Here is a 12,600-nt window from a genome sequence, read left to right on the forward strand (position 1 = left end):
CGCCACATCACTCCCGTACCGAGGTTTATCCGATGAACCAATCCCGTCGTCTTCGCCTGTCCAAGCTCAGCCTTGGCCTCGTCGTCGCACTCGCTGCCGCGCCTGCCTTCGCGCAGAGCACCACGGCCGGCGTGGGCGGCCTGGTCACCGACAACGGCGGCCAGCCCGTCGCTGGCGCCGAGGTGACCATCACCCACGTCGAATCCGGTACGGTCAGCCGCGCCACCACCGATGCCAGCGGCCGCTACAACGCGCGCGGCCTGCGTGTGGGCGGTCCTTACCAGATCACGGTGAACAAGGCCGGCGCTGGCACCAAGACTGAGGACGGCGTTTACTTGGGACTGAATCAGGTAAGCACGGTCAATGCGGCATTGACCGGCGATGTCGCGACCCTGGAAACCGTGACCGCTGTTGGCTTCGCCGGCGGGTCGGAAGTGTTCAGCGCCACCAAGATGGGCACCGGTACGAATGTGGATCGCCAGACGATCGAAGCCCTGCCCTCGATCAACGGCAACATCCAGGACTTCATGCGGTTGGACCCGCGTGTCGCTTACGTCAATCGCGCCGAAGGCGGCATCAGTGCCGGCGGCCAGAATCCGCGCTATAACGCGATCCGCATCGACGGCGTGTCCGCCAGCGATACCTTCGGCTTGGAAGGCAACAACATGCCGACCCGCCGCCAGCCGGTCGCGATGGATGCCATCGAGGCGATCAACATCGATTTGGCCAGCTACGACGTGACCATCACCGGCGCGACCGGTGCTGTGGTCGACGCGGTGACCAAATCGGGCACGAACGAGTTCCACGGTTCGGTATACGGCACCTATCGTGACGGCGAGTGGTTTGGCGACGATCCGACCGGCGCCACGTTCAACGGTTTCACCAAGGAGCAGACCTACGGTGCGACCTTCGGTGGCCCGCTGGTGAAGGACAAGCTGTTTTTCTTCGCCAACTACGAGAAGTTCAAGCAGGAAGCGCCAGGTGCGGATATCGCGGGCAGCGCCCTTGGCAAGGCCAATGCGGTCATCGACATGGACGACATCACGCGTGCACAGCAGATCGCACAGAGCTATGGCTTCGATGCCGGCGGCCTCACGAGTGCGGGCGATACCGATCTGGAAGAGTACGCGCTGAAGCTTGACTGGAACATCACGGACAACCATCGCGCCAGCCTGCGTTACAGCAACCTCGAGCAGAGCAAGTTGCGCGTCAACGGCATCAGCAGCAGCTCGGTGTCGCTGAGTTCCTACTGGTACCAGCACGTCAAGTCGGTCGAAAGCTACGTTGGTCAGTTGTTCAGTGACTGGACCGACAACTTCTCCACCGAGTTCAAGGTTTCGTACCGCGACTACTCGGCCGTGCGTGAAACGCCGACGACGGCGCCCAGCGTCCGCATCTACTTCGGTGGTACGGAAGACGCGCTTGCCGGCGACTCCCTGTACCTGGGTACCGAGGTCAATTCACACCAGAACGCCCTGTACACGGAGACGTGGAACGCGTTCGGTTCCGGTACGCTGACCCTCGGCGATCACGACCTCAAGTTCGGTGTCGACTACAGCACCAACGACATCTACAACATCTACGGCCCGCAGCTTTACGGCGTCTATGAATTCTGGGGTCTGGACAATTTCGCCGCGGGTCGCTGGAGCACCTACAACGTCCGTACGCCACAGCCTGGCTTGGGCTTCGATTCCGTGGCCGCAGCCTACAAGTACAAGTCCTACGGACTGTTCCTGCAGGACCAGTGGTACGTCAACAACAACCTGACACTGACCTTCGGCCTCCGCGCCGACAAGCCTGACGTCAACAAGGTGCCGCAGTACAACGCGTTGGCCGAGCAGGTGTTCGGCTACGACAACAGCAAGGTGCTGTCGGGTGACTGGTTGGTGCAGCCGCGCTTCGGCTTCAACTATACGTTCGACAGCGACCGCCCGATGCAACTGCGTGGCGGTTTCGGCCTGTTCCAGGGTGAGTCCCCGCAGGTCTGGCTCAGCAATGCCTACAACACGACCGGCTTCAACTACATCCAGTACTCGCAGCGCCTCAATTCGGCCGAGAACTGGGAGGACCTGCCGTTCAGTGGCGACGGTCTGAACCAGCCGGTACCCACGAATCCGACCGCCGCGCTGCAGAACGTCAATTTCGTCGCGGCCGACTTCGAGCAGCCCTCCGTGTGGAAGGCGAACCTGGCGTTCGAACATGAGCTGCCGTGGTACGGGATCGTGGCATCGGCCGAAATTCTGGCCACCCGCGTGAAGAGTGCCCTGTTCTATCGCAACCTCAACCTGGGCGCCCCGACGATGCAAGGTCAGGATGGCCGCGATCTGTTCTACGCTACCTCGAACGTGGGTCGTCCCTGGAGTTCCGGCAACAACCGCTCGAACCGCGATCGCCGCTTCGACTCGGTACTGTTGCTCGACACCACGGACAAGGGTCACACCGAACAGCTGACCGTTGGCCTGGACAGGCCCTGGATGGCGGATAGCGACTGGTCCTGGAGCCTGGCGTACACGTACACCAACGCCGAGGAAGTGGCGGGTCTGACGAGCTCCACCGCAACGTCCGGCTGGAACTACACCTACCAGTTCGATGCGAACGAGGAGAACCTCGCCACGTCGCGTTATGAAATCAAGGACCGCATCCTCGGCACCTTGAACTGGCGTCACAACTTCTTCGGCGACTACAAGACCGAGTTGGGCCTGGTGTACGAAGGTCGTAGCGGCCGTCCGTTCAGCTACGTCTATTTCAATGACGCCAACGGTGACAATCGTTCCGCCAACGACCTCTTCTACGTGCCGTCGGGTCAGGGCGATGTGCTGTTCGGCTCGCTCAGCAGCGCAGGTGTATTCACGGCCAACCCCGCGATGGAACAGGCGTTCTTCGACTGGCTGGCCAAGAACCCGCAGCTGGGCCGTTTTGCTGGTACGTACGCACCGCAGAACTCGGGTCGTGCGTCCTGGGTCAACACCTTCGACGTGCGTATCTCGCAGGAGCTTCCCGGTTTCTTCAAGGGCCACAAGTCGGAGATCTGGCTTGACATCCAGAACGTCGGCAACCTGCTGAACAAGGATTGGGGCCACATCTACGACTACGGCTTCTTCGCCAATCAGCGCGTGGCATCGGTTTCGGGGATGTACCAGGGCAAGTACGTGTACAACTTCACCTCGCCGGATTCGCCCTCGGTCGCCAACGGCGATGCCGACGGCTTCAATACCGGTGTGTCCCAGTGGTCGCTGCAGTTGGGCTTCCGCTACAAGTTCTGATCCATCTGCATGTCGATACTGGAAACGGCCGGGGAAACCCGGCCGTTTTCTTTTGGACGGGCTCCTCAGGCCCCGGGGACTGCGCTAAAGTCCCGCCTCTGACGAACGAAGACAGGAAACTCCCATGAGTGAAACGGCATCGAGGGCGTTGCCGGTGCAGGACGCGCGGATCTACCCGCGCGGTGGCCTGGACGTGCTTTCCCGCGCCGAAGTGGCGCGCCTGCGTGACGCTTCCTCCGGCGGCATGCACGAACTGCTGCGCCGCTGCGCGCTGGCGGTGCTGACCAGCGGCAGTGCATCCGACGATCCGCGCGCCGCGCGTGATCTGTATCCGGATTTCGACATCCAGGTACTGCAGCAGGATCGCGGCGTGCGCATCGACTTGATCAACGCGCCTTCGATGGCCTTCGTCGATGGCGAAATCATCCGCGGCGTGGCCGAACTGCTGTTCGCGGTGGTGCGCGACCTGGCGTACACCGCCATCGAGCTGGGCCCGGAGTACGCGACCGATCTGGAGTCTTCCGCGGGCATCACCAACGCGGTATTCGGCCTGCTTCGCAACGCGCGGATCCTGAAGCCGAGCGACCCCAACCTGGTGGTCTGCTGGGGCGGTCATTCGATCTCGCGCGACGAATACCTCTACACCAAGCAGGTCGGCTACGAGCTGGGCCTGCGCGGGCTGGACATCTGTACCGGCTGCGGGCCCGGCGCGATGAAGGGGCCGATGAAGGGCGCGACGATCGCGCATGCCAAACAGCGCCGCGCCAAGACCCGTTACATCGGCGTGACCGAACCAGGCATCATCGCCGCCGAATCGCCGAACCCGATCGTCAACCACCTGGTCATCATGCCGGACATCGAGAAGCGCCTGGAGGCGTTCGTCCGCATCGGCCACGGCATCATCGTATTCCCCGGCGGCGTGGGGACGGCAGAGGAAATCCTCTATCTGCTGGGCATCCTGCTGCACCCTGAGAACGCCGACCTGCCGTTCCCGCTCATCCTGACCGGGCCGACCATCGCGGCGCCCTATTTCGAGCAGATCGACACGTTCATCCGCATGACGCTGGGCGATGCGGCGGCCGAGCGCTACGAGATCATCATCGGCGACCCCGTGTCCGTCGCGAAGAAGATGATCGCGGGCGTCCGCCGCGTGCGCGAGTACCGCATCGAGCACAAGGATTCGTTCTTCTTCAACTGGGCCATCCAGATCCCCGAGGACTACCAGCAGCCGTTCGTCCCGTCGCATGAAGCGATGGCAGCGCTGCAACTGCGGCCGGGACGCGCGGTGCACGACCTGGCCGCCGACCTGCGTCGCGCCTTCTCCGGCATCGTGGCCGGCAACGTGAAGGAAGATGGCATGCGCCGGATCGAAGAGTTCGGCCCGTTCGAGATCCACGGCGACGCGGCGATGATGCAGGCGCTGGACGCCCTGCTGCGCGCGTTCGTCGAACAGCGGCGGATGAAGATCGCCGGCGAGTACAAGCCTTGCTATCGCGTGGTGACCTGAGGCGTTGGACCATCAATGACGGATGCGTCGTAGGGCATGCGGATGGTCGCCAGGTAGCAGCCATCCGCCGTCTTGATGCTGACGCCGCCCATGCCGTGGGTCAGTGCATGGATGCGCTCGCGCACCGAACTGAGTCCCACCTGATGGCCCGTCGCGACCCGCGCGGAGTCGACGGGCAGGGTGTTGGTCACAGATACGAGGAGTTCCGTGGGTCCTACCTCGACCCGGATGCTCAGCTCTCCGCCATGCGTGGAGGGCTCGATGCCATGCCGGATGGCGTTTTCCGCGAGTGGCTGGATCGACAGCGTCGGAACCCTGATGTCGGGCAGCGTCTCGGGCAGCTCCCAGGTCAGGCGCAGGCGATCACCCAGCCGGAGCTGTTCGATCTCCAGATAGCGCCGCGCGAGGGAAAGCTCTTCGGAAAGGAGGATCGTGTCCCGCGTCGAGAGCGCGGCCCGGAACAGGTCCGAAAGATCCAGTAGCAGCCGTTCTGCAGTGTCGGGCTTTGCGTGCAGCAGCGAGATGCCGGTGTTGAGGGTGTTGAACAGGAAATGCGGGCGGATACGGGCTTGCAGGGCCTGCAGCTTGGCGTGTTCGGCGTTGACGGCGAGTTGCCTTGCCCGCCACTGGGCCTGGAAGGCGCCCAGGCCAAGCAGGCCCACGATCAGGGAGATCGCCGTGACCTGAAGCGAAAAGCGCATCCAGCCTTCGTCTGGCGCCAGCGCGAGCCCTCGCATCGCCAGCCAGCCGGCTCCCAGCACGATCCATGTACTCAGCAGTAGCGCACCGAGTCCGATCTGGGCCACGACAGGTGGCCGCATCCTGGCGAGTCTGTGGCGAAGCATATACAGCAGGCCCAACGACGCGAGCGCGACCCACTGGATGACAAGCGACGCCACGCCGAAATAGGTCAGGCGGTCCGCCTCCAGCCCTGGCGCCGCCGCCAGTACCGCCGCCAACGTCTCCCCCGTCAACAGAATCCAGATCAGCGTCCTGGCCTGCCACAGGGTGTCGAGGGGACTGAGGAGGGTGGGGGAACGGGGCGGCATGGGCTCGCTCGGGTGGCGGGTGTGTCCGGCCCATGATGCCGCAAGGTACCGTGCGGTTCGCGCATCACTTGCCTTTCGGGCCCCGGATTCCGCCGTTCATTCTGGAAACGCTGGTGCGGGCAGGGGCACGCGGGCTAGCTTGGCTCGACTACAAGGGGAGTGATATGCCTGTCCCGTGTCCATCCGACCGCAACCGGTGCAAGCCTTGCGCGCCCAGGCGCATGCGGGGCTTCACCTTGATAGAGCTCATGGTCACCATCGCGGTGGTCGCCCTGCTCGCGGCCGTGGCAGCCCCGGCCATGGTGACGCTGATGAACTCCAACCGGCTCAGCAGCACGGCAGGAGAGCTGACGGCCGCGCTGCAGCTCGCGCGTGCCGAGGCCGTCCGGCGCAGCGCGCCGGTGACCGTGTGTGGCAGCGCCGACGGCCTCGCCTGCACCAATGGCGCCAACTGGGCCAATTGGATCATCGCGGGACAGAACAACCAGGACGCGGCCATTGAAGTCGTGCGCAGCGGGACGCTGCCGAATGGGTTGCAGATCAGCGGGCCTGCCGCGGGGATCCGCTTCAACTCCGCCGGCCTCATCGCCGCGCAGCAGAACCTGACGGTGTGCATTCCCACCGACGAGCCTGCAGACAATCAGCGCGTCATCACGGTGCTTGTCAGCGGCGCAGTGCTGGCAGGACGGAACAATGGTGGAGGTGCATGTCCATGAAGCGTGGTGATTCCTGCAAAGCAGACCGACGCCTGCGCGCGCCACGTGGCGGGCTGCGCAACGCGCGCGGCGTGAGCCTGATCGAGGTGCTGGTATCCGTGGTGGTCCTCAGCATCGGGTTGCTGGGCGTCGCGGCCATGCAATCCATCGCATTGCGCGGTGGCCAGAGTTCGTTTGAAAGCAGCCAGGCCGTTATCCAGACCTCGGCGATCCTGGAGGCCATGCGGGCCAACCGGATCAACGCCGCAAACTACAACACGGCCGGCATGGTCTGTGCGGCGGCGGGTGGCGGCAGCCTCGCGCAGGAGGACGTAAGTGACTGGATCACCTCGATGAAGACAACCATCGGTGCGGATGCTGACGATCCCACGGTCTGCGGCCAGATAACGGGTTGCCCCGCGGCGTGCGTCATCACCGTGCAGTGGGACGACTCGCGCGCCGGTGGCGGTAACACGCGGCAGGTTGTGACGAGGACCACGATATGAAGCCGGTTCGCAACAGGATGGGGGCATTGCCGCACCGGGAAGCGGGCTTCAGTCTCATCGAACTGATGGTGGCCATGGTGCTGGGTCTGCTGGTGGCAGGCGCTGCGCTGGCGATCCTGCAGTCCAACCAGACGACCTATCGCTCCAACGAGGGCCTCAACCGCATCCAGGAGAACGCCCGCATCGCCTTCGAACTGATGTCGCGCGACATCCGCGCAGCCGGGGGTACCGCGTGCTCGAATTTCTCCGTCGTCGAAGGCGGCAGCGCCGAAGCGAACAGCTTCCGTGACGCGCCGGTTGCAGGCAGCGACACGGAGCTCGAAGTGATGTCGGGCGACGACACAGCGTACCGGGTGCTGGCGTCCACCAGCACCTCCGTCAGCCTGGATCCGGATGAACTCGATGCGGCCGACGAGGCCTTCGATGTCGGCGACATCCTGTTGTTGTGCAATGCGCGCAAGACCCATCTGGTGCGCGCCGACAGCGTGGCGGGAATGACGGTCGGCTTCGCGGCCCTGCCCGATGGCTACAACCCCAGCGAAGACGAGTTCGCACCGCCGGCCGCCGTCGTGCTGTCGCGCATGCGCGATGTCCGCTGGTTTGTTGCCGCCAATCCCAGAGGAGGCAGCTCTCTGTACGTGAGCCGCTCCGGCGGCGCGGGTGAAGAGGTCGCAGAGGGCATCCAGAACCTCGCCTTCGAGTACCTGGAGTCCGGTGCGAATGCGTACACCAACGCGCCCGGCAACTGGGTGGACGTGGTGGCCGTGCGCGTCACCATGACGCTCACAGGGCAGGACGTGGAGGGCAGGGCACTTACACGTCAGTCGTCGAATGTCGTCAGCCTGAGAGGGCGTACCCTATGAATTCCGTGAGTCGAATCCCGACGGTGTCCGCGGCGCGGGGTCAGCAGGGTGTCGCCCTGATCGTCGTGCTGATCCTGCTGATCGTGATGTCGATCCTGGGCATCGTGATCATGCGCAGTTCCGCCATGCAGGAACGGATGAGCGCCAATCTGCGCGACCGCAGCCTCGGTTTCCAGGCAGCCGAAGGGGCGCTCCGCTTTGCGCAGGACCAAGTGCTGGGAGCGGGCAACTGGGACACGCAGATCCCCACCCCTGCTAACTGTGCCAATGGTATCTGCCCCACCGGTTCGGATCCGGTATGGGTGCCAGTGCCTCCTGGGGCATATGACGAAGTGCGATTGGCGGATGCGGCCCCCGAGTACTGGATCGAGTATCTCGGTGTGGGGCCGGGCTACAAGGGCGCCTGCGACACCCTTCCGCCCTCGGTCGATTGTCAAAGTCCGATGTATCGCGTCACCGCCCGCAGCCGAGGTGTCGGCCGTGCGGATGTGATGGTCCAAGCCAATATCGTAAGCCGCATCCCGGAACCGGGGACCTGAGCCATGAAGAACATTCGAATCAAGAAGTCGTCTGGCGCCACGCGCCAATGGTGGGCGGCTCCGGCGGCTTTCATCGCAACCCTTCTGGCGCTGCCGGTCAATGCCGGCATCGCGATCCCGGAGGATCCGCTGACCACGGCCAGCCGTGTGGCGCCGAACGTCCTCTTCATCCTCGACGATTCGGGGTCGATGGCGTTCACGAGCATGCCGGAAAACCCGCCGAGCACGGGCACACCGAACGTGGCCAGTCGCGCGTATACACGGAATACGCTGTACTACAACCCGACGGTGACCTATCTGCCGTGGATGAGGGCGGACGGCACTCGCATGACAGGCGGCACGAGCTTCACGGCCGCGTACGGTAGCTTCAATCTGGTGGGCGGCGGCACCATCAATCTTGGCGATGCCTCCAGTTGCCGTCGATACAACTACAACAGCAATGCCACCACGGATGAGTTGAGTAGTGGTGGCAGCCAGGTGTGCGGTGGCGACCAGGTGTTCTATGCCCCCAAGGACACGTCGCGCACGGATGCCGCCTATCTTGATGTGGGCGTCAACTACTACCGGTATCACGTTACGGGCGGAGACGTCATTCGCTCGGAATACGGCAATGTTGTCCGGTCCAACCAGCAGAACGTTGCCATCAATGGGGCTACGCCGTATTCCGGGACGCTGGGCAACAACACTGCGGTGGATCATGCGCTGGCCACGGTGACGGCAAATGTGGTGCTCGAGGTCACCATCCAGAACACGGAAACGGGCAACAACACGCGGAATCTGACTTACTGGGTCTACAGTCCCGGTGGCGTGCAGGTATGCACCGGCACGGTGGGCAAGGGCAACAACGCGCTGTGTACCGTCAACCCGACCGCGTCGGGCCAGTACCACGTGTGGGTGCAACGTAACAACGACCGCAGCACGGCCTACCGGCTCAGCGCGATCCGTTACACCACCAACAGTTGCGATGGCGCCACCAGCGGTTCGGGCTGGATCAACTGCCAGTCGAACACGACGCCAACAGGGCGTACGGTCACGGCTGAGCACACCAACTACGCCACCTGGTTTTCCTATCACCGGAGCCGCATGAAGGCTGCGAAGGCGGGCGCCAGCGAGGCGTTCTCTTCCCTGGACAGCAAGGTGCGCGCCGGCTTCAGGACCATCTGGGACCGTAGCGGAAGCCGTTTCGACATTCCCGTCAATGACGGCAACGATGGTCGGTTTGTCGACAGCACGGGGGACGTGGTGACCACCTCGCGTTCGACATGGTACAGCCGCTTGCAGAACGTCATCGGTTACAACGGTACGCCCCTGCATGGCGCCCTGGACGGCGCGGGCCAGTACTTCAGCAGCAACGCGCAGTCGGGCCCCTATGGACCGCAATCCGGCGTGAATCAGTATTCGTGCCGCCAGAACTTCGCCATCCTGACGACCGACGGCTACTGGAACAATGTCGACATCGATGCCGGAAACCAGGACAACGCTGCCGGCGACGCCATTACTGGTCCTAACAATCAGAGCTTCCAGTACTCGCCCGGTGCGCCGTATCAGGATGCCTATTCGAACACCCTGGCCGACGTGGCGATGAAGTACTGGAAGACCGACCTGCGAACAGAGTCGCACATGACCAACAATGTGCCACCCACCGCCGCAAACCCGGCGTTCTGGCAGCACATGGTCACGTTCGGCATTTCCATCGGTCTCAGTGGCCGAAAAGGCTGGTCGAGTGTCGCGGCGGTGCCCGCAAATGCGACTTGGAATGACCCCACCGATACGGAAGACGCCGATCGCATCGACGATCTGCTGCACGCGGCCGTGAACGGGCGAGGTACGTTTGTCTCTGCGTCGAACCCGTCCGAGTTCACCGCGGGCCTTGGCGAGGCGCTGGCCGCGATCGCCCAGCGCACGAGTTCCTTCTCCAACGTCGCGGCCAACTCCGTATCGCTCGATACCGGTTCCCAGGTGTTCAACGCGAGCTATGTCTCCGGCGTATGGACTGGCCAGCTGACGGCGCGTCCGGTGACCACCAGCGGTGTATCCGGCACGATCAGCTGGACGTCTTCGATACCCGCCTGGACCACGCGCAAGGTCTTCACCAGTACCGGCACGGCCGGCACGACATTCCCGAGCGGCACGCAGTCAGCTGCGCTCGCCCGTACCGGCGGACCCGTCAACTACCCGGCGACGGGCGAGCAGAACGCCAACTACATCAAGGGCGACGCGACGCAGGAAGAACGCAATGGCGGGCTGTTGCGCAACCGCACGTCCGTCCTTGGCGACATCGTCGGCTCGTCGCCAGCCTACGTGAAGGACACCAACACGCTGTACGTGGGCGCCAACGACGGCATGCTGCATGCGTTCGACGCGCGCACGGGCGTCGAGCAGTTCGCCTATGTGCCGCGAATCGTGAACATGGGCAACCTGTCGACCCTCAGTCGCGGGGACTACACCCACAAGTTCTTCGTGGACGGTCCCATCAGCGTCACCAGCCGCTCATTGACGCCTGGCAGGAATATCCTGGTCGGCACGCTGGGCAAGGGTGGCAAGGGCGTTTACGCACTCGACGTGTCAGCGCCTGCGGCGGCCACGGCCGACAGCATCCACAAGTGGGAACTCGCGGAGACGCCGGAGTCCAACATGGGGCTGGTGTTGGGCAAGCCGATTCTTGCCCGGGTGCAGGGCGGCAGCACTGCGGCCATCATCGGCAATGGCATCAACAGCACCAACGAGCGTGCGGTGCTGGTGGTGCTCAATGCCGAAACAGGCGCCGTGATTCGCGAGATCGATACGGGCGTAGGCTCGGCGCTCGCACCGAATGGCCTCTTCGCGCCCACCGGTGTGTACGGTGCAGATGGCAGGACGCTGGCCTATGTCTACGCGGGCGACATGCTCGGTAACGTATGGAAGTTCAACCTGAGCGACAGTACGCCCGGCTCGTGGAGCGTGGCTCGCCTCTTCAGTGCCCAGGATCCGGATGGCAACGCCCAACCGATCACCGCGGGTGTTGCCGTTGCCACCAATCCCAGGACCAACAAGCGCTGGGTGTTCTTCGGAACGGGCCGTTATCTCACTGCGAGTGACGCGGACTCGACCAGCACGTCTGTGCAGAGCATGTATGGGGTGATGGATGAGGATGCGGCATACAGCCGCTCGAGCCTGACCCAGCGCACCATCGCCGTGACGGGCGACACCGTCAACGGTTATCCCGTGCGGGCGTTCGAAGCGAGGACGGGCTTGCCTGCGACGTCCAAGGGCTGGTTCATCGATCTGCCGGTGGCAGGCGAGCGCATCGTGCAGGACGCCCAGGTGGTCTCGACGTTCCTGGTCACGGCCAGCATGGTGCCGACAGGCAATGCGTGCGATGCGGATGGCACGGGCTTCATCAATGCACTGGACGCCTTCACTGGCACCAGTGCGGGTGGGTCCTACTTCGACCTGGACGGAGACGGCCATACGGACGACGCCGCGGTGGGCGGAGACAATCTGCCCGTGGGTTCGGTGAATGTGGGCATCGGTATGCCGACATTGCCCAACCTGTTGCGTGGATTGGTTGTGGTGGGCGGCACGGGTGGTGGTGATCTGCGGTCTCCGCGGACCAGCACTCCGCGTTGGGACCGTGCATCTTGGCGAGAGATCAGGAGAGACTGACGCAATGATTACTTTCAAGAGCGGCGCGTCGCGTGGCGATGCCCAGGGCTTTTCCCTGATCGAGTTGATGATCGTGGTCGCGATCATGGCGATCATCGCCTCGATCGCGCTGCCAAGTTACAACGAACATCTTCGCAAGAGCAGGCGCGCAGCGGGTACTGCGTGCCTGCTGCAGGCTGCGCAGCAGATGGAGCGTCTTTACACCACGGAATTGTCGTACGAGGATGCGCCCGCCGCATTTGCATGCGATGGCGATACTGCGGATTTCTACACTGTCGTCCCTGCAGCCGCCGCAGCGAGGACCTACACCTTGAGCGCCACGCCTATTGGCAGGCAATCCGGGGACAGCTGCGGCACGCTGACGCTCAACCAGGCTGGCGACAGGACGCCAGGCACGGCAGGTTGCTGGTAAGTTGCGATCATGGGGCTGGTGGTGTTCCACCGCCATAGATGTGCGACCCGGCTGAAGTTTGCGTTTACGTAACCGGGGTATAAAAAAAGCCGCATCGACGATGCGGCTTTTTTCTTGAGTC

9 protein-coding genes are annotated in these 12,600 nt (G+C 63.6%); 8 read left to right on the forward strand and 1 reads right to left on the reverse strand.

Features of this window, described 5'->3' with window-relative positions:
- Positions 1-32 precede the first annotated feature (32 nt).
- Entirely contained in the window at positions 33-3,263 is a 3,231-nt protein-coding gene (locus OY559_RS04975; RefSeq protein ID WP_277728981.1) for a TonB-dependent receptor, read from the forward strand.
- A gap of 124 nt (positions 3,264-3,387) precedes the next feature.
- Positions 3,388-4,770: a nucleotide 5'-monophosphate nucleosidase PpnN gene (gene ppnN / locus OY559_RS04980; RefSeq protein WP_277728982.1), complete on the forward strand. Its 1,383-nt coding sequence runs from the start codon at positions 3,388-3,390 to the stop codon at positions 4,768-4,770.
- On the opposite strand, the gene OY559_RS04985 is transcribed toward ppnN, so the two are convergent.
- Positions 4,752-5,819 carry a sensor histidine kinase gene (locus OY559_RS04985; protein WP_277728983.1) on the reverse strand — a complete coding sequence of 356 codons (1,068 nt, stop codon included), beginning with the start codon at positions 5,817-5,819 and terminating at the stop codon, positions 4,752-4,754. The two genes, ppnN and OY559_RS04985, sit on opposite strands and share 19 nt — an antisense overlap.
- Positions 5,820-6,067: 248 nt before the next feature.
- On the opposite strand from OY559_RS04985, the gene OY559_RS04990 reads away from it, so the two are divergent.
- The 6 genes from OY559_RS04990 (at position 6,068) to OY559_RS05015 (ending at position 12,479) form a co-directional block, all read left to right on the forward strand.
- Entirely contained in the window at positions 6,068-6,535 is a 468-nt protein-coding gene (locus tag OY559_RS04990) for a GspH/FimT family protein (RefSeq protein WP_277728984.1), read from the forward strand.
- A complete protein-coding gene (gene pilV, locus OY559_RS04995) occupies positions 6,526-7,020 on the forward strand; it encodes a type IV pilus modification protein PilV (protein ID WP_277728985.1) in 495 nt (164 codons plus the stop codon). Before OY559_RS04990 ends, pilV begins: the two co-directional genes overlap by 10 nt.
- Entirely contained in the window at positions 7,017-7,883 is an 867-nt protein-coding gene (locus tag OY559_RS05000) for a prepilin-type N-terminal cleavage/methylation domain-containing protein (protein WP_277728986.1), read from the forward strand. The genes pilV and OY559_RS05000 overlap by 4 nt, the downstream gene beginning before the upstream one ends.
- 5 nt (positions 7,884-7,888) lie before the next feature.
- Positions 7,889-8,422 (forward strand): pilus assembly PilX family protein, encoded by a 534-nt coding sequence (locus tag OY559_RS05005; RefSeq protein WP_277728987.1) that lies wholly within the window; start codon positions 7,889-7,891, stop codon positions 8,420-8,422.
- A 147-nt stretch (positions 8,423-8,569) separates the two neighbouring features.
- On the forward strand, positions 8,570-12,067 hold the full coding sequence (locus OY559_RS05010) for a pilus assembly protein (RefSeq protein ID WP_277728988.1): 3,498 nt from the start codon (positions 8,570-8,572) through the stop codon (positions 12,065-12,067).
- A gap of 4 nt (positions 12,068-12,071) precedes the next feature.
- The gene (locus OY559_RS05015; protein WP_277728989.1) at positions 12,072-12,479 is read left to right on the forward strand and encodes a type IV pilin protein; all 408 of its coding nucleotides are present in this window, start codon (positions 12,072-12,074) and stop codon (positions 12,477-12,479) included.
- The last annotated feature ends 121 nt before the right edge of the window (positions 12,480-12,600 follow it).

The organism is Pseudoxanthomonas sp. SE1, assembly GCF_029542205.1.
Lineage (GTDB): Bacteria > Pseudomonadota > Gammaproteobacteria > Xanthomonadales > Xanthomonadaceae > Pseudoxanthomonas_A.

Excerpts from the sequence above, each read along its gene's own strand:
- OY559_RS05000 (WP_277728986.1), top strand. The coding sequence starts at position 7,017 with ATGAAGCCGGTTCGCAACAGGATGGGGGCATTGCCGCACCGGGAAGCG.
- pilV (WP_277728985.1), top strand. The coding sequence starts at position 6,526 with ATGTCCATGAAGCGTGGTGATTCCTGCAAAGCAGACCGACGCCTGCGC.
- OY559_RS04985 (WP_277728983.1), bottom strand. The coding sequence starts at position 5,819 with ATGCCGCCCCGTTCCCCCACCCTCCTCAGTCCCCTCGACACCCTGTGG.
- ppnN (WP_277728982.1), top strand. The coding sequence starts at position 3,388 with ATGAGTGAAACGGCATCGAGGGCGTTGCCGGTGCAGGACGCGCGGATC.
- OY559_RS05015 (WP_277728989.1), top strand. The coding sequence starts at position 12,072 with ATGATTACTTTCAAGAGCGGCGCGTCGCGTGGCGATGCCCAGGGCTTT.
- OY559_RS04975 (WP_277728981.1), top strand. The coding sequence starts at position 33 with ATGAACCAATCCCGTCGTCTTCGCCTGTCCAAGCTCAGCCTTGGCCTC.
- OY559_RS04990 (WP_277728984.1), top strand. The coding sequence starts at position 6,068 with ATGGTCACCATCGCGGTGGTCGCCCTGCTCGCGGCCGTGGCAGCCCCG.